The organism is Streptomyces sp. NPDC006435 (assembly GCF_040612315.1).
In the GTDB taxonomy this organism is placed as follows: Bacteria; Actinomycetota; Actinomycetes; order Streptomycetales; family Streptomycetaceae; genus Streptomyces.
Window position 1 is genome coordinate 82,915 of sequence record NZ_JBEXPY010000033.1, and the last position, 16,626, is coordinate 99,540.

Annotated in this window: 13 protein-coding genes; 7 read left to right on the forward strand and 6 right to left on the reverse strand. The window is 72.2% G+C overall.

The window, feature by feature from the left end:
- Nucleotides 1-573 precede the first annotated feature (573 nt).
- Both ABZZ04_RS28000 and ABZZ04_RS28005 read left to right on the forward strand, forming a co-directional pair.
- On the forward strand, nt 574-1,221 hold the full coding sequence (locus tag ABZZ04_RS28000) for a CBS domain-containing protein (RefSeq protein WP_356934996.1): 648 nt from the start codon (nt 574-576) through the stop codon (nt 1,219-1,221).
- Nucleotides 1,222-1,273: 52 nt separating this feature from the next.
- Nucleotides 1,274-1,975 (forward strand): response regulator transcription factor, encoded by a 702-nt coding sequence (locus ABZZ04_RS28005; RefSeq protein ID WP_356934997.1) that lies wholly within the window; start codon nt 1,274-1,276, stop codon nt 1,973-1,975.
- On the opposite strand, the gene ABZZ04_RS28010 is transcribed toward ABZZ04_RS28005, so the two are convergent.
- From ABZZ04_RS28010 to ABZZ04_RS28020, 3 genes are read right to left on the reverse strand one after another with little or no spacing between them, the layout of a single operon-like run.
- Complete coding sequence (locus ABZZ04_RS28010) at nt 1,972-3,717, reverse strand: GAF domain-containing protein (RefSeq protein ID WP_356934998.1); 1,746 nt, start codon at nt 3,715-3,717, stop codon at nt 1,972-1,974. The genes ABZZ04_RS28005 and ABZZ04_RS28010 overlap by 4 nt on opposite strands.
- Before the next feature lie 49 nt (nt 3,718-3,766).
- Complete coding sequence (locus ABZZ04_RS28015; RefSeq protein ID WP_356934999.1) at nt 3,767-6,388, reverse strand: HAD-IC family P-type ATPase; 2,622 nt, start codon at nt 6,386-6,388, stop codon at nt 3,767-3,769.
- A 7-nt stretch (nt 6,389-6,395) separates the two neighbouring features.
- Nucleotides 6,396-7,262, reverse strand: a complete 867-nt coding sequence (locus tag ABZZ04_RS28020; protein ID WP_356935000.1) for a universal stress protein — start codon at nt 7,260-7,262, stop codon at nt 6,396-6,398.
- 338 nt (nt 7,263-7,600) lie between these two features.
- Here ABZZ04_RS28020 and ABZZ04_RS28025 point away from each other — a divergent pair, with 338 nt between their 5' ends.
- Complete coding sequence (locus ABZZ04_RS28025) at nt 7,601-8,224, forward strand: CBS domain-containing protein (RefSeq protein ID WP_356935001.1); 624 nt, start codon at nt 7,601-7,603, stop codon at nt 8,222-8,224.
- A 498-nt stretch (nt 8,225-8,722) separates the two neighbouring features.
- A complete protein-coding gene (locus ABZZ04_RS28030; protein ID WP_356935002.1) occupies nt 8,723-8,974 on the forward strand; it encodes a hypothetical protein in 252 nt (83 codons plus the stop codon).
- A gap of 144 nt (nt 8,975-9,118) precedes the next feature.
- Here ABZZ04_RS28030 and ABZZ04_RS28035 read toward each other — a convergent pair whose 3' ends face one another.
- Genes ABZZ04_RS28035 through ABZZ04_RS28045 form a run of 3 tightly spaced genes read right to left on the reverse strand, consistent with a single transcriptional unit; the run spans nt 9,119 to nt 13,355 of the window.
- Nucleotides 9,119-11,509: a glycoside hydrolase family 65 protein gene (locus ABZZ04_RS28035; protein ID WP_356935003.1), complete on the reverse strand. Its 2,391-nt coding sequence runs from the start codon at nt 11,507-11,509 to the stop codon at nt 9,119-9,121.
- Nucleotides 11,506-12,276 (reverse strand): HAD-IA family hydrolase, encoded by a 771-nt coding sequence (locus tag ABZZ04_RS28040; protein ID WP_356935004.1) that lies wholly within the window; start codon nt 12,274-12,276, stop codon nt 11,506-11,508. Before ABZZ04_RS28040 ends, ABZZ04_RS28035 begins: the two co-directional genes overlap by 4 nt.
- A complete protein-coding gene (locus ABZZ04_RS28045) occupies nt 12,273-13,355 on the reverse strand; it encodes an alcohol dehydrogenase catalytic domain-containing protein (protein WP_356935006.1) in 1,083 nt (360 codons plus the stop codon). Before ABZZ04_RS28045 ends, ABZZ04_RS28040 begins: the two co-directional genes overlap by 4 nt.
- Before the next feature lie 194 nt (nt 13,356-13,549).
- On the opposite strand from ABZZ04_RS28045, the gene ABZZ04_RS28050 reads away from it, so the two are divergent.
- The 3 genes from ABZZ04_RS28050 to ABZZ04_RS28060 all read left to right on the forward strand — a co-directional run bounded on the left by ABZZ04_RS28050 (nt 13,550) and on the right by ABZZ04_RS28060 (nt 16,561).
- Complete coding sequence (locus tag ABZZ04_RS28050; protein WP_356935007.1) at nt 13,550-14,977, forward strand: MBL fold metallo-hydrolase; 1,428 nt, start codon at nt 13,550-13,552, stop codon at nt 14,975-14,977.
- Nucleotides 14,978-15,110: 133 nt separating this feature from the next.
- A complete protein-coding gene (locus ABZZ04_RS28055) occupies nt 15,111-15,764 on the forward strand; it encodes a CBS domain-containing protein (RefSeq protein ID WP_356935008.1) in 654 nt (217 codons plus the stop codon).
- A gap of 53 nt (nt 15,765-15,817) precedes the next feature.
- Nucleotides 15,818-16,561 carry a hypothetical protein gene (locus ABZZ04_RS28060; RefSeq protein ID WP_356935009.1) on the forward strand — a complete coding sequence of 248 codons (744 nt, stop codon included), beginning with the start codon at nt 15,818-15,820 and terminating at the stop codon, nt 16,559-16,561.
- Nucleotides 16,562-16,626: the final 65 nt, after the last annotated feature.

A 16,626-nucleotide genomic window follows, 5' to 3' on the forward strand; every position in this document is an offset into this window, starting at 1 on the left:
GAGCCTGCGTCGAGGACGGCCCGTGGTGGTTCATCGTTGTCCTGCCCGAGGACAGCGGCCACCCGCTCGTCGCACGTGGACCACGTGGCCTTCATCCATAGGGCCGTGGCCTTCAAGAGCTGCCAGTCGTGGCCGGCCACCCAGGCGTGGCATCAGCGGGAAGGTGAACTGTGAGGTGTTTTCATCCTGACGCGGCCGCGAGCTGAAGGGCGAGAACAGCCTTCAGGACGAAAACACCTCACTCATGGTTGGAATCCTCTACGGATTAGCCGCTCCCGGGCCGATGCCGACCCGGCGAGTGCAGCAGTCCCCTTGCCCACCCGCCCCGAAGCCGTGATCCACATTGCCATGACCGGCCTCATGACCCGCCGCCTCACCAGCGAGAACACCATCTCCTGGCACGCCCCGAAGAAAGCCACAGAACATCCCATACATGTACAAAATATCGAACAAAATGGCCTCTCAGAGTGTCGGACGGCGGTCCGGGGCCGGTTCCCACGAGAAGGGACCGTCCGGCCCTCCCCGCCGCCATGCCCGGGGCAAGAATGGGAACTGCGGGAGAGGAGGTCCCCGATGACTTGCCTGCCCGGCGCCCCTCGCACCGTCAGCGACGTCATGAGTCATACCGCCGTCGCGGTCGGCCATGACGCGTCCTACAAGGAAATCGTCACCCTCATGGCCGAATGGAAGGTGAGCGCTCTGCCCGTCCTCGAAGGAGAGGGACGTGTGGTCGGAGTCGTGTCCGAGGCCGATCTCCTGCCCAAGGAGGAGTTCCGGCACGACGATCCCCAATCCGGCCGATTCGCACAGTCGGCCAAGGCACGGGCCCTGCGGGCCGGGGAACTCATGTCGAGTCCGGCCGTGACCGTCCATCCGGACGCCACACTCGCCGAGGCGGCACGGATCATGGCCACGCGGAAGGTGAAGCGCCTGCCCGTGGTGAACGGTGTCGGCATGCTGGAGGGGATCGTCAGCCGCGGCGACCTTCTCAAGGTGTTCCTGCGCGCGGACGGTGAGATCGAGGAGGAGATCCGCCGCTGCGTACTCGACGACCCCACTGCCGCGGCGGGGCTGGACGTCTCCGTGTCGGACGGGGTCGCCGTCCTTCGGGGGATGCTCGCCGACCGCTCGCTGGTACCGCTCCTGGCCCGCGCCGTGCGGGCCGTGGAGGGCGTCGTGGACGTCCGGATGGAACTCGGCGCCCACGAGGAGGCCCCATGACGGACAATCCTTGTGGGGGGCGGTTACGTGCCCATCGACCGCAGGGATCGCCATGACCGATCTGACGGCAGCCGGTACTCCCACACGGGTCTTTCTCGTGGACGACCACGAAGTGGTGCGGCGAGGTCTCCGTGACCTGATCGACGACGAGCCCGACATGCGGGTGGCGGGCGAGGCGTCCACTGCGGCCCAGGCTCTGGCCAGGGGGCCTGCCCTGCGGCCGGACGTGGCCGTCCTCGACGTTCGGCTGCCCGACGGCGACGGGATCACCGTGTGCCGGGAACTGCGCTCCCGGATGCCCGGCCTGGCGTGCCTGATGCTGACCTCGTTCGACGACGAGGACGCGCTCCTGGACGCGATCATGGCGGGGGCGGCGGGGTACGTCCTCAAGCAGATCAAGGGCTCCGATCTCGTCTCGGCGGTGCGCACCGTGGCGACCGGGCAGTCGATGCTCGATCCGGCCACCACCTCCCGGCTCATGCGCTCCCTCCGGGAGCCCGAAACTGCGAAGCCCCCGGAGGACGAACGCCTCGCCGCGCTGTCCGGGCGCGAGCGTTCGGTCCTGGAACTCATCGGCGAGGGGCTCACCAACCGGCAGATCGCCAAACGGCTCTATCTGTCGGAAAAAACGGTCAAGAACCACATCTCGCGGCTGCTCGGGAAACTGGGAGTGGAACGGCGGGTGCAAGCGGCCGTGATCGCCGCACAGGCCCACGAACACGATGCCCACGAGCACGACGCCGAGGAGGGCTAGAGCCTTTCCTTCCCGTCCGGCGGCAGGGGGACGAGCCATTCGAGCAGGGTGCCCCCGCAGGGTTCCGCCCGAGGGAGAACGGACAGCGAACCGCCCAGTCGCTCGGCCCGCTCGGCGAGGTTGCGCAGGCCCCGGTCGGTCCGGCTCCGCGGGATACCCACTCCGTCGTCGCTCACCGTCACGACCAGGCTTCCCTCCCCGGCCAGGACGGCGACCTCGGCCGCACCCGCACCGGCGTGCCTGGCCACGTTGGTGAGTGCCTCGCCGATCACCGCGACGGCGGCATCGGCCACCTCGACCGGCACGTCCGTGTCCAGCAGCCCCTCCATGCGCAGGGCGGGGGTGAACCCGAGGGCCGGGACGGCCGAGTCGACCGCCGAGACGATGCGGCTCCTGAGTTTCGGCGCGGTGCCAGGATCATCGTGTTCCCGGAGGCCGAAGATGGTCGACCGGATGATCTTGATGGTGGCGTCCAGGTCGTCGATCGCCCGGGTCAGCCGGTCCATCGCCTCCGGATGCTCGACAAAACGCCGAGCGCTCTGCAGGGTCATGCCGGTTGCGAAGAGCCGCTGGATCGCCAGGTCGTGCAGGTCGCGGGCGATCCGGTCGTGGTCCTCCAGGAGGGTCGCCTGCTCGGCGTCGCGGCGGCGGGCGGCCAGTTCGAGGGCCAGGGCCGCCTGTCCCGCGAATCCGGGAAGGGCGGCGATCTCGGCCTCCGTGAAGGGTGTCCGTCCGCCACGCCGGGCGAGGAGCAGCACGCCGCTCAGCCGTTCCTTGGTGGCCACCGTGACCGCCACCGCCGGTCCGAAGCCCTTCCAGCATTCCGGCCGTGCCGTCACCCGCTCGTCGCCCTCGACGTCCGCCACCGCGACCAGTCCCTCCCCCTGTGCCAGGACGACTGCCGCCAGGGTGCCCTCGCCACCCGGCAGGGCGAGGCCCCGGTGGATGTCGGCATCCTCGCCCCGGGCCAGCGCGCCCCGCAGCTCGCCGACCGTGCCCACCGGGTAAAAGATCCCCGTGTCGGCGCCGACGATGTCCACCGCCTGCTCCAGCATCCCGCCCAGGGCCTCGGTCTCCTCCGTACCGGAGAGCAGGGCGCTGGTGAAGTCGGAGCTCGCGGCGAGCCATCGCTGCCGACGGCGGCCCTCCTCGTACAGCCGTGCGTTCTCGATCGCGATGCCGGCGGCGCCGGCCAAGGTGGTCACCACGGCCTCGTCCTCGGCGTCGAAGTCGGTTCCTCCGCGCTTCTCCGTGAGGTAGAGGTTGCCGAAGACCTCGTCGCGAACCCGGATGGGAACGCCGAGGAACGAGTGCATCGGCGGATGGTGCGCCGGGAAACCGTACGAGGCGGGATGTTCGCACAGTTCGGCCAGGCGCAGCGGCTCCGGGTTGCGGATGAGCTCGCCGAGGATGCCGTGCCCCGACGGCAGGTCCCCGATCTGCCGTCGCAGGTCGTCGTCTATGCCCACGGGAAGGAATTCGGACAGCTTCCGGTCCTCGCCGATGACGCCCAGTGCTCCGTACTCGGCATCGACAAGGGACACCGCGGCCTGGACGATTCCGTGGAGCACCTGAGGCAGATCGAGTTCACGGCCGACGGACATGACGGCCGCGAGCAGCCCGTTGAGACGGTCCCTGGTGCCCCGCGCCTCGTCGATGCGGACCTGGAGTTCGTCGAGCAGCTCGTCGAGCCGGAGTCGTGGCAGCCGTGTGTCCGCGGATCCGGCTTTCTCCCGATCCATCGGAACCTCCGGTCGCATCCGGCACGCGCGGCATCTGCCGCACCCGGTTTCACGGTAGTCCGGATGCCCCGGCCGTTCCTGCCGAGCCCGTCCGTCGGAACGCCGTCCGGACGAGTCGCGCCGCGAGGAATCCGACCGGTGCGCAGGCGGCGGCGATGCCGATGGCCGCCCAGCCGAGTGGTTCGGTCTCCAGGACCGAACTCAGGAACGGGACGTAGAGGGCTGCGGCAGCCAGGAGGGCGGAGGCCAGGACCGTGAGGGGGAGGAACGGGTTCCTGCCGGTCAGCAGTCTGGCGCGCAGTCCCAGGACGACGCCGAGCTGCGCGGCGAGCAGGGCGAGGAACAGGACGCTCTGCCAGGGGAGGCCCAGCGTCCGGGCGGCGAGGGCCGCGCCGAGCGTGGCAGTCGTGACCACAGCGGCGAGGAGAAGCAGTCGCTGCCAGGCCCCGCCGCCGAGGATGTGCTGGTCCGGCGGGCGCGGTGGCCGTCGCATCGTGCCCGGGGACGTCGGCTCGGCACCCATGGCGACACCGGTGAGGCCGTGCGTCAGCAGGTTGATCCACAGGATCTGGCCGGCCCGGAGGGGAAGCGGCAGCCCGAGCAGTGGCCCGATCAGCATGACCAGGATCTCGGCGGCGCCACCGGCCGCCCCGTAGACCAGGAAGCGGCGGATGTTGTCGTAGACGCGCCGTCCCTCCTCCACGGCCGTCACGACCGTCGAGAGTTCGTCGTCCGTGAGAACGAGGTCCGCCGCCTGCCGCGCCACCTCGGTGCCTCGTGCCCCCATGGCGACACCGATGTCGGCGCGGTGGAGGGCGGGGCCGTCGTTCACGCCGTCGCCGGTCATGGCGGTCACCGCGCCGCGGGCGCGCCACGCCTCCACGATGTCCAGCTTCTGCTGGGGGTCGGTGCGGGCGAAGACCCGGACGGTGGTGAGGTCGGCCACGCGTCCCGCGGCCACGTCCGCGCCGGTGACGACCCGGCCGTCGGCCTCGGCACCCTCACCCAGAAGCGCGACACGGTCCGCCACAGCCCGTGCCGTCGCCGGATGGTCACCCGTGATGAGGACGGGGGTGATGCCGGCCGCGCGGCAGGAGGCGAGCGTCCGGGCGGCGTGTGGCTTCGGGGGATCGCTCAGCGCCACCAGGCCGAGGAGCGTGAGCCCCGATTCCGCGACGGTGCGCGGAACCGGCAGGCCGTCCCGTAGCCCCGATGCCACGGCGAGCACGCGATGGCCCCGTGCGGCGAGGCTCGCCGCCCTGCTGCGGGCCCGTGCGACGGTGCCGGGGGGCTCATCGAGCACGCCCGGGACCAGTACGGCTTCGGGGGCCCCTTTCAGGCAGACGAGCACCCGGCCCTGTTCGGTCGTGTGCAGAGTGCTCATGCGTTTGCGCAGGCTGTCGAAGGGGGCTTCGCCGGTCCGGGGGAAGGTCGCCGCCAGTTCCTCCGGCTGGGGGCAGCCCGCCCTGGCCGCCGCCGTGAGCAGGGCGGCTTCCATGGGGTCGCCCAGCGCTGTCCAGCGGCCGCCGGGAGTCGTGGCGTCCGGTGGGCGCAGGGTGGCGTCGTTGCACAGGGCCGCCGCCGTCAGCAGTTTCCGCACGGGGGCGAGTTCCTCCTCGCCCGCCGGTCTCCCCGCGACCAGTACCTCCCCCGTGGGCTCGTGGCCGACGCCCGTGAATTCGGCGCTCGCCCGCGGTGTCCATACGTACTCGACGGCCATGCGCCCCTCCGTGAGGGTGCCGGTCTTGTCGGTGGCCAGGACGGACACCGAGCCGAGCGTCTCCACCGCCGGCAGCCTCCTCACCAGGGCGTGCCGGGCGGCCATGCGCCGGGCCCCCAGGGCGAGGGCGAGGGTGACGACGGCGGGAAGGGATTCGGGAACGGCGGCCACGGCCAGGCTGATGGCGGTGACCACCATCGTGCCGGGGGGCAGGCCGCGTACCAGACCGAGAGCGAGGACCAACGCGCACAGGGCGAGTGTCACGGCGGCCAGGACGCGCCCGAGGGAGGCGAGCCGGCGTTGCAGTGGGGTCGGCTCATGACGGTCGTCGAGGAGGGCTGCGATGCGGCCGAGCGCACTGGCGGCACCCGTCGCCGTGACGGTGGCCACCCCCCGGCCCCGTACGACGACCGTGCCCGCGCCCAGCGCGGCTCCGACAGCCTTGTCCACGGGGGCCGATTCCCCGGTGAGCATGGATTCGTCCAGCAGTAGGGCCGACGCCTCCGCGAGTTCGGCGTCGGCCGCGACGATGTCCCCCTCGCCCAGGACGAGTACGTCGCCGGGAACGATCCCGGAGGCCGGGAGGTCACGGACGTCACCGCCGCGCCGCACGCGCGCGTGCGGCGCACTCAGGGCCGAGAGGGCGGCGACGGCGTTGTCCGCGCGGATCTCCTGCGCGACGCCGACGGTCGTGTTCACTACGACGACCAGGGCGATGACGATCGCGTCGGGATGGTCGCCGATCGCCAGGGTCAGCACCACGGCCCCGATCAGCACCATGATCAGCGGGTCGCGCAGTTGGGCGAGCACCCGGCTGTGGAGCCGCACCGGTTTTCCGGCGGCCACCTCGTTGGGCCCGGTGTCGGCGAGCCGCCGGGCGGCTTCCGCCTCGGTGAGACCTGCCGCCGAGGTGCCGGACGGAAGTGTCCGAGCGGCTGTCGGCTCCGGCATCGCTCTCTCACCCGGCAGGAGCGGGAACGGTGATCACGGGGCATCGGGCGCGGTGCAGCAGCCCGTGGACGACGGAACCGACCCTCATCCCGGTGTAACCGCCCCGGCCCCGACGCCCGACGACGACGGCCAGGGCATGCTCGGCGGCTTCCGCGAGCGTCTCGACGGGCGAGCCGACGAGCACTTCGTGCGTGATCCGGACGTCGGGGTACTTCCCCGCCCAACCCGCGGTGGTCTCCGCGAGCAGGCGGCGCTCGGCGTGGAACAGCGTGTCGTTCCTGTGCAGGGAGAACACGGGCGGCTGCCAGACCGCGACGGCACGCAACGCGCAGTGTCTGAGGTCCGCCTCCTCGAAGGCCAGGGCCAGGGCCGCCCGGGAGGACTCGCTGCCGTCGACACCGACGACGAGGTAGGACGGATCCTGTGTGCTGTGTTCCGCGTCGCCCACGACGACGACGGGGCACCGTGCCTGCGCGGTGACGGGGACGACCAGGGAGCCGGCGCTCAGGAACTCCTCGGTGCGGCTGAGGTGTCGGGAGCCGAGGACGACCATGGCGGCCTCCTGTGACAGTCCAGCCATCACTGCGGCCGGGGCTCCGCCGAGGAGCACGGAGCCGATGTCCACATCCGGTTGCCGGGCCCGTGCCCAGTCGGCCGCGGCTCGCAACGTGTCCTTCCCCGCCTGGGTCCGTGCCCGGTGCCCGGGAGTTTCGCCGTCGCGCCGTGTGTCGTGCGGCGGCGGTACGGCGACGACGAGCCGGAGCGCCAGCCGGCGCCGGTGGGCCTCATCGGCCGCCCAGGCCAGGGGAAGGTGCCCGTCGCGGACGGGGTCGATACCGACGACGACGTCTCGGCGCTCCGTTCCGGAGGTCATGATGTGCTCCCTTCTCCGGGGTCCGCTCCCGGGAACGGGCTCCACTGGGCGGTGGGCGTGCCGCGGCCGGGCGGGAGCCGGTCCGAGGTATCCGGGGCCGACCATGGTTCCTCGTCGGTCCACCGGATTGTTCCCACCCTCGCACCCGGCCTCCGGGGGCCGGAGGGCCGCTGGGGGCACAGGTGGGGCCAAAGGTCCCATAGGGGCGGCGGGGAACGGGCCGAGGACCGGTCGGGCCCGGTGGAGGGACCGTTCGGCCCCTCGCGGACGCCCGGCGGACGGTGGACGGTGGGGAGCACGGGGCGGTCCACCGCGACGACGCGAACAGGAGGCCCGCGATGAAGCACGTGAAGGTCGGCGAACTGATGACCGACACCGTGGTCTCCGTCCTCCCGGGGGCGTCGTTCCGGGAGATGGCGAAGCTGCTCGCCGAGCACGGTATCAGCGGGCTGCCCGTCGTGGACGAGGACGATCATGTCGTCGGGGTGGTCTCCGGGAGCGATCTCCTGGCCCGGCGGGCGCTCACCGCCCGGGAGCTGATGACCGCGCCGGCCGTCACGGTGCATGCCGAGGAAGCCGTGGCGGACGCCGCCCGGCTGATGGTGCGCCGCGGGGTGGAGCGCCTGCCCGTGGTCGACGAGGAGGAACGGCTGGTGGGCATCGTGACCCGCCGCGATCTGCTCTGCGTCTTCCTCCGCCCGGACGCGGAGATCCGGCGGCACATACGGGAGGAGGTCCTCGCGGATGCCGCCGGTCCGCCCGAGGACGCGGTGGACGTGCACGTACTGGACGGGGTGGTGACTCTCGTCGGGCGGGTCCGGCGACGGAGCCGGGCCGTACTGCTCCTGCGGCTCGCCGAGCGCGTGGAGGGGGTCGTCGCCGTCGTGGACAGGCTGTCCGCCCGCGAGGACGACACACGCCTCGCCCCGTCCACGCGCACGGTCCACGACTTCTCCGGGTGACCGACCGCGCACGGACAGGAGGAATCGTGTCCGGTACCTCTCTGCCCCGTCCGCTCGTGACCTCGTTGGTCGAGGACGCCGTCACGGCGCCGTCGATGCACAACGCCCAGCCCTGGAGCTTCGTCCACCGCACAGGCACCGGCACCGTCGAGCTGTACGGCGGCCCCGGCGACTCCGACAGCGGGCTGGGACCGTTCCACCCCGCTCCGGCCCGTCGGCACACCAGCCGGTTCCCCTTCACCGAGGAGCCGATTCCCACCGAGGTGCTCGATGGGCTCCGCGCCGCGGTGATCCTGGAAGGCTGCCGCCCGGTCGTTCCGGGGGCGTGGCACACCGGCCCCGTCATGGAACTCGTCCACGACTCCGAGCTGTTCGAGGCGGCGGACGAGGCCGCCCGCGCGGAGATCGCCGCGTGGACGCGCGGGCGTGAGCGGGGAGGGCCCCGACACCGAAGGCATTCCCTGATACGCCTTCGGTCCACGGCAACACGACGTGACCGTGCCGGTCAGGGACTTCGGCGCCTCGCGCCGGGTGCCCGGCCGTGCTTCGGCACGCTTCGAGAGGCACCCGCGGATCGTGCTGCTCGGGACCGACGAGGGCACCCCGGAGGCATGGCTGAGGGCCGGCCGGGCCAGGCACAGGATCCTGCTCCAGGCCGCCCTCGACGGGTTGGCCACCTCTCTCATGTCCCAACCCCTCGAATGGCCGGAACTCCGTTTCGGCACCCGTGATCCGGGTTCGCACCCGTGATCCGGGTTCGGCGGTCGGTTGCGTCCACATGGTGATCCGTCTGGGCTACGGCCCGGCGGACCGGGCCACCCCGCAGGCCCGTGTCGGAGGTGCTCGCCTTCGGCTGAACCGCCGGGCGCGGTCCGGGTCCGCGGGGACGAACGGTCACAGCCGGAACCACCGCTCCTCCCCCGATGCGACGGTGGCCCGTCGTCCTCCCGGCAGCACGACGGCGAGCGGCCCCCTCGACGAGGCGGGGACCCGTATTCCCAGGCGGCCGGGCAGCATCCGCAGACGTACACCGCGGTGGCCGCCGCAGCAGAGGGTGAAGGCGAACCTGGGGAGCTCGCGCAACGCCACCGGTGCCACCCGCAACCCGTCCGGTCCCGCCTCCAGGCCGGTGATCCCGCGCTCGACCAGATCGACCGTGCCGGCCATGGCCCCGAGGTGGATGCCCTCCCCCGTGGTACCGCCCTGGACGTCCGCCACGTCGGCGACCAGCGCTTCCTCGCAGTACCGCCAGGCGTCGGGGCCCTTCTGACGGGTCAGCACCCAGCCGTGGACGAGGCTGCTGAGGGTCGAACCGTGGCTGGTGCGCCGCAGGTGGTGGGAGACGGTGGCCCGCCAGGTCTCGTCGTCCAGCCGGTACCCGAGCCGGGTGAACAGCTCGGACAGCTCCTCGGGCCGGAAGAGGTGGCCGAGCATGAGGGTGTCGGCCTGCTTCGACGCCTGGTAGCGGTTGACGGTGTCGCCCTCGGCCTCCAGGATGCGGTCGAGTCGGCGGATGTCCCCGTAACGTGCCCGGTACGCCTCCCAGTCGAGCTCCGCCAGTTCCCCATAGCCCTCGAACTGGCTCACGACGCCCTGGTGGAACGGCACATGGAGGCGACGGGACACATCGTCCCAGCGGTCGAGTTCCCCGTCGTCGAGCAGAAGTCGCTCGCGCAGCTCCGCCCGCCGTGCGGCGGGCAGTCCGTCCAGCAGGTCGAGGCCACGGGCGAGCACCCAGGCGGCGGTCACGTTCGTGTAGGCGTTGTCGTCGATGCCCGGAGCCGTCGCGCCCGGATAGGCGTCGTGGTACTCGTCGGGCCCGACCACCCCGCGGATGCGGTAGCGGCCCGAGGCCGGGTCGAGGGTGGCGGCACCGGCCCAGTACCGGGCGACCTCCAGCAGGATCTCGGCGCCCTCGGCATGCAGGAAGCCGTGGTCCCCGGTCGCCTGCGCGTACTTCCAGACGTTGTACGCGACGGCCGATCCGACATGCCTCTGGAGCCGGGAGCGGTCGGGCAGCCAGCGCCCGGACCTCGGATTGAGGTGGAGCTCCGGCGTCTCCTCCCTTCCTGAACTTCCGCTCTGCCAGGGGTACATGGCACCCTGCTGACCGGCGTGACGGGCCGCCGCGCGGGCGGCCGGCAACCTGCGATGGCGGTACATGAGCAGGGCCCTGGCCACCTCGGGAAAGTGGAGGTCGAGGTAGGGCAGGACGAAGAGTTCGTCCCAGAAGACGTGGCCCCGGTACGCCTCCCCGTGCAGGCCGCGGGCCGGAACGCCCACATCGAGCTCTGCCGTGTGCGGGGAGAGCGTCTGCAGCAGATGGAACAGATGCAGCCGCAGAATGTGGCCCGCTTCTCCCGGTACGTGCAGTTCGCCCTCCTCCCAGAGCCGTTGCCAGGCGGCCCGGTGCGTGGCGAGCAATGGAGGGAACGCCGGTGCGCGGGTGACGGTCCCGACGGCCTCGGTGAGGGGGTCGCCCGGGGGGCGGTCCAGCGACGTGCGCAGGGCCATGGTCTTCTCCACACTCGCCGAACGGCCCCTGCCCAGGGGCAGACGGTACGTCTGGACGGTGCCGGTCGGTGTGGTGATCGCCCGGGCCGGGCACCTGGGGCGGGTTTCCGTACGTACGGCCAGGGCGATCAGGTGGCCCGGGTCGCTCGTGCGGCAGGACAGGAAGGCCGTCCCGTCGGCCTCGAAACCACTGCGGTGGCCGAGGAGGTGGCGGCTCTCCAGATGACGGTAGCGCTCGACACCGACGTTGGTGACGGCGCCGTCCAGGGCTGCCTCGACCTCGACGGCACCGGTCCAGCCGTACGCGTGGAAAGTGGTGAGCTGGGCCGCGAGCCCGGGGTCTCCCATGTGCACGATCCGCAGGTGGCCGACCCTCAAACCACCCCCCTGGGCGTCCTGGAAGAAGAGGCGCCGGGTGAGGACGCCCCGGCCCGGGTCGAGCTGTACGCCGTAATGGCGCAGTTGCGCGGAGTCGGGGGTGAGCCAGTCTCCCGGAGGGCCGTCGTCCGGGAGGCAGCGATAGCGCAGCAGCGTCCAGTTCGGCAGGTTGACGAGGTCCTCGTTCTCGACCTGCTCGCCGGCGACGAGCGAAATGCGCCGGTCGTAGCAGCCGGCGAGGTAGGTGCCCGGGTAGTGGAACGTGTCGGCGGCGCACTCCGGCGCGGAGCCGCGGGTGGCGAACCTGCCGTTGCCGAGTGTGCAGAGCGCTTCCACCAGCCGTTCCCGAGCCGGGTCGTATTCGTCGTACCGCCAGATCCGTGCCGTGGTCATGGACGCGCCCCCCACACCGCCTCCAGCAGTTCCGCGAGGTCGGCAACGACGATGTCGGCACCCTGTTCCCGCAGCGCTGCGGTGTGGTGCCGGTCGGAGGTCCGATCGAGGCCGACGACGAGCCCGAAGCGTCCGGCGCGGGCCGCCGAGACTCCGGCGAGCGCGTCCTCGACGGCCGCGCAGTCCTCGGGGCGGGTGGCGAGGAGACCGGCGGCGTGCAGGAAGAGCGCGGGGTCCGGTTTTCCGGCGAGGCCGAGCCGGGCGATGTCCTCGCCGTCGACGACGACGGTGAGGAGCCGGTCGAGTCCGGCGGTGGTGAGCAGGGCCCGGGCGTGCCGGGACGCCGACACCGCCGCGCACGGCACGCCGAGGGAGCGCAGGGCGGTGAGCGCCCGCCCTGCGTCCTCGAAGGAGATGACCGGTTTCCTGCGCAGGGCGTCCTGGAACTCCTGTTCCTTGAGGGCTGCCACGGCCCGGACCGTGTCGCAGCCGGGAGGGTCGCCGGGTTCACCGGGGGGAAGGCTGATGCCCCGGGCCGTCAGGAACGCCTCGGCCCCGTCGTACCGGGACTTGCCGTCGACGAACCGGCGGTACTCGACATCGGCGTCGAACGGCTTCCCACTCCGCTCCCCCGGGGTCCACTCCACGAGGCAGGCGTCGAACGCGGCCTTCCACGCCGCCGCGTGGACGGTGGCGGAGGCGAGCAGCACGCCGTCGGTGTCGAGGACGACGCCCCGCGGCGGCGCGGAGCCGGCGCGGCCGTTCATCCGGCACCCGCGAAGTGCGCGGCCTCGACGGCCGTGTGCTGCGGACCGCCGAGCAGGACCTTGATCGCCCCGGTCCCCGCGGCGCGGCCGAAGACGTCGTACGCCTCCTCCATCTGCCCGAGTTCGAACCGGTGGGTGATCAGTTCCCCGGCCGGGAGCCGGCCGGCCGCCATCATGCGCAGCAGCATGGGCGTCGATGCCGTGTCGACGAGTCCGGTGGTGATGGTGACGTCCTTGATCCACAGGTCTTCGAGGTGGAGGGCCGCCGGTCCGCCGTGGACACCGATGTTGGCGACCCGGCCGCCCGGCCGGACCATCCGCGTGCACATCTCGAAGGTCTCCGGGACGCCCACGGCCTCCATCACGACATCGGCGCCCAGGCCGTCGGTCAGGTCGGCCACGAGCTGCTCCGGTCCTTCCCCCGCCGTCGCGGTGGCGTCGGCCCCCAGGCTGCGGGCGGCGGCGAGGCGGGACTCCGCCAGGTCGACGGCCACGATCCGTCCCGGGCTGTAGAGGCGTGCCGTGACGATCGCGGCGAGACCGATGGGGCCTGCGCCGACCACGACGACCGTGTCCCCCGGCCGCACGCCGCCGTTGAGTACGCCGACCTCGTAGGCGGTGGGGAAGATGTCGGCCAGGAGCACGGCGTCAAAGCTGTCGACCGCGTCGGGAAGGGGGTGGACGGACAGGTCGGCGAAGGGCACTCGGACGTACTCCGCCTGTGTCCCGTCGACGGTGTGTCCGAGGACCCAGCCTCCCCCGCCCCGGCACTGCCCGTAGCGGCGCTCGCGGCAGAACGGGCAACGCCCGCAGGGGGAGACGCAGGAGATCAGGACACGGTCGCCCGGCCGTACCGTGCGGACATCGCCGCCCGTCCCGACCACCGTGCCCACCGCCTCATGACCGAGGACACGACCGGGTTCGACCGCCGGCACGTCCCCCTTGACGATGTGCAGGTCGGTGCCGCAGATGGTGACCGCGTCGACACGGACGATCGCGTCGGACGCGGCCTCGATGCCGGGGTCCGGCACGCCCTGCCACGCGATGCCGTCAGCCCCCTGGAACACCAGAGCCTTCATGACAGCCACCTTCCCGTGGTGTCCGTGGGGTTCGTCCCACCGAGTCCACCCTCAGGCTGCCGCCGTGCCCGGACGGTGGCATGGGCCGGTCGGCCCCCAGGAGGACCCCCTCGGGCCCATGCCGCGCCGTCCCGGAGGGGTGAGGGTGGATGCGGGCCGGTACGACCGGCCCGGGTGACGAAGGAGGGCCCGCCATGTCCCAGGCAGTCCCGAGCCCGGTGTCCGCCGTGCCGCGTCCTGCCCTGCTCAGCTTCCTGGGCGGGGTGGGAACGGTCACCGGCAGCAAGTTCCTGGTCGAGAGCGACCACGCGCGGCTCCTTCTCGACTGCGGTCTCTTCCAGGGTTTCGCGAACCTGCGCCGACGCAACTGGGAGCCCCTGGGCCGTGCCGCCGCCGATGTCCGTGCCGTGGTCGTCACCCACGCCCACCTGGACCACTGCGGTTATCTTCCACGCCTGGTCCGGCAGGGCTTCCGCGGGCCGATCCTTGCCAGCGCCCACACCGCCCGGCTCGCCGGGATCGTGCTGCGCGACAGCGCCAGGCTCCAGCTGGAAGCCGCCCGGCACGCCGACGAACACGGCTGGTCGAAACACCGCCCCGCGAAGCCGCTGTACGACGAAACCGACGTCGACAAGACCTTGTCGTTCTTCGATCCGGTCCCGTTGGACGAGGACGTCGGGATCATGGCGGGCATCCGGCTGACGCTGCACCGCGGCGGGCACATCCTCGGCTCGGCCTGGGCCGGCCTCACCTTGGAGGACGGGCACACACTGGCCGTCTCCGGCGACCTCGGGCGCCCCGGTCACCCGCTGCTGCTGCCCCCGGAACCGTTCTCGGGAGCCGACGTGCTGCTTCTGGAGTCGACGTACGGGGACCGTCGGCACGACCCGGAATCGGGGCGGTCGGCCTTCGCCTCCGTGATCGCGCGTGCCCTCGCCCGCGGCGGGACCGTCGTGATCCCCGCCTTCGCGATCGACCGCACCGAGGTCGTCCTGCACGAACTGACCGGGCTGCGCGAGAGCGGCGTGCTGCCCCGGTCGGTGCCCGTGTACGTGGACAGCCCCATGGCCCTGGCCGCGCTCGACGTGTACCGCGATGCCGTGCGTGAGCGGTCTTCGGAACTGCGGCCCGAGATCCTGGCCCGGGGAGAGGCCGCGTTGAGTCCGGCGCCCTTCCTCGCCGCCCGGACGGTTCAGGAGTCCATCGACATCAACAGCGCGCCCGGCCCCGCCGTCATCGTCTCCTCAGCCGGCATGGCCACCGGTGGCCGGGTCCTGCACCACCTGCGCCGGTTGCTCCCGGACCCGCGCAATGCCGTGGTCGTGGTCGGATTCGCCGCGGCGGGCACCCGGGCGCGGGATCTGGTCGACGGTGCTCGCGTGCTGAAGATGTTCGGCGAGTACGTGCCCGTACGGGCCGAGGTCACCGACGTACCGCACTTCTCCGCCCACGCCGACGCGGGACAGGTCATCGACTGGCTCCGGGGTGCCCCCGCCCCTCGCACCACGTACCTGGTGCACGGCGAACCGGCCGCGTCCGGTGCCCTGCGCGACCGCATCGATCACGAACTGGGCTGGACGGCCGTCGTGCCCCGCTCGGGTGAGGCCGTTCTGGTCCGCTGACCCGGGCCCTTCGGTCCCCCGGTGTGACCTGCGCGGCCCTCCCGGGCTCCGTGCCTCCCACGAGAGGCTGTGGGAGAAGGGCCGGCCGGTCGTCGGCCCGGAACCCGGCTCGTGCCCGCCGAAGGAGACAGCCATGGCCCCCCGGCCGTTCACCGTCGCCGATGTGATGACCAAGAAGGTCGTCGCCGTCCGGCCCGGCGCGGAATTCAAGGAGATCGCCGCCACCATGGAACGGTGGAAGGTGACCGCGCTCCCCGTGGTCGAAGGAGAGGGCCGTGTCGTCGGAGTCGTGTCCGAGGCGGACCTGATTCTCAAGGAGGAGTTCCACGACCACCGCCTCGGCCTCATCGAGCAGCTGCGGAGGCCCGACGCCACCGCGAAGGCCGGTTCCGACCGGGCCGAGGACCTGATGACCTCGCCCGCGGTCACCGTCGGTCCCGGCGACCCGCTGCCGCAGGCCGCCCGGCTGATGGCCACCCGGCGCGTCAAACGGCTGCCGGTCGTCGACGCCCATGGCATTCTCCGGGGCATCGTGAGCCGTGCCGACCTGCTCAAGGTCTTCCTCCGCCCGGACGAGGAACTCGCCACCGAGGTCCGTCGTGATGTCATCGCACAGGTGTTCCCTCTGTCGTGCAACCGGGTCGACGTCCGCGCCGAGGCCGGTGTCGTCACCCTGACCGGCAACGTGCGCGACAGCACGCTCGTCCCGGTCGCGGCTCGGCTGGCGCGGGCTGTCGAAGGGGTGGTGGACGTACGATGCGAGCTCACCGCGGACGCCGACGCGTAGCCGGGGCGCACCGTCCCCGTGCGGGGCGCCGGGCGGCCCCTCGCCATCGGGGCGTGCCCGAAGTGACATCCACTGACCTGTACGAGGTCACCATGGCGCTCTCGTACCTGCGGGAGGGTATGCGGGCACCGGCCACGTTCAGCCTTTTCGTGCGCGACCTGCCCCCGGGGCGGGGGTTCCTGGTCGCCGCGGGACTGGAACCGGCACTCGACTGCCTCTCCCGCTTCAGAGTGGGCCGTTCGGACGCGGAGCAGTTCGCGGAAGCGATGCGGCGCCCCGCAGCGGACCTCGAACCGTTGCGCGGCCTCTCCTTCGACGGTCGGGTCCGGGCCGTGCCGGAGGGCCGGATCGTCCTCCCCGGTGAACCGCTGCTCGAGGTCACCGCCCCGGGTCCGAAGCAGGTCTTCCGCGGCCCGGGGCTCCGGGACGTGATCGGCCTGGCCGACGAGACACCGCCCGAAGGCACGGAGCCGCTGCTGCGGACCGTGATGCGCGGCGGACTCCGGACGGAGCCCCCCGACACCCCGACGGCCGCCCGTGCCCGCTTCGAGGCCGACCTCTCGGCCCTGCCGGAGAAGGCACGGCGCATCGCGGCCCCGACGGCGCCCGCACCCGTGGTGTCGGCCCGGCTGACCGACCACCGTCCGGCACCGGATCGCCGAAAGGACCGGAGCCGCACCGCAGAACGGCAACGGACGCCCGGGGCCGGTCGTCCCTCTTCCCGCCTCCGGGGGAGGCCGATCGTGAGAGGTGGTAGCCATGTAGGGCCGAGGCACGGGAAAGGGGACCGGGGATGAGGCACCGAAGTGTCGCCGAGCTGATGACCCCCACGGCCGTCAGTGTCGTGCCGGGCACGTCCTTC

Bases quoted from the DNA above. Each gene is read 5' to 3' on its own strand.
- ABZZ04_RS28040 (WP_356935004.1), bottom strand. From the start codon at position 12,276: ATGAACGGCCGCGCCGGCTCCGCGCCGCCGCGGGGCGTCGTCCTCGAC.
- ABZZ04_RS28015 (WP_356934999.1), bottom strand. From the start codon at position 6,388: ATGCCGGAGCCGACAGCCGCTCGGACACTTCCGTCCGGCACCTCGGCG.
- ABZZ04_RS28010 (WP_356934998.1), bottom strand. From the start codon at position 3,717: ATGGATCGGGAGAAAGCCGGATCCGCGGACACACGGCTGCCACGACTC.
- ABZZ04_RS28000 (WP_356934996.1), top strand. From the start codon at position 574: ATGACTTGCCTGCCCGGCGCCCCTCGCACCGTCAGCGACGTCATGAGT.
- ABZZ04_RS28055 (WP_356935008.1), top strand. From the start codon at position 15,111: ATGGCCCCCCGGCCGTTCACCGTCGCCGATGTGATGACCAAGAAGGTC.
- ABZZ04_RS28050 (WP_356935007.1), top strand. From the start codon at position 13,550: ATGTCCCAGGCAGTCCCGAGCCCGGTGTCCGCCGTGCCGCGTCCTGCC.
- ABZZ04_RS28005 (WP_356934997.1), top strand. From the start codon at position 1,274: ATGACCGATCTGACGGCAGCCGGTACTCCCACACGGGTCTTTCTCGTG.
- ABZZ04_RS28045 (WP_356935006.1), bottom strand. From the start codon at position 13,355: ATGAAGGCTCTGGTGTTCCAGGGGGCTGACGGCATCGCGTGGCAGGGC.
- ABZZ04_RS28025 (WP_356935001.1), top strand. From the start codon at position 7,601: ATGAAGCACGTGAAGGTCGGCGAACTGATGACCGACACCGTGGTCTCC.
- ABZZ04_RS28035 (WP_356935003.1), bottom strand. From the start codon at position 11,509: ATGACCACGGCACGGATCTGGCGGTACGACGAATACGACCCGGCTCGG.
- ABZZ04_RS28020 (WP_356935000.1), bottom strand. From the start codon at position 7,262: ATGACCTCCGGAACGGAGCGCCGAGACGTCGTCGTCGGTATCGACCCC.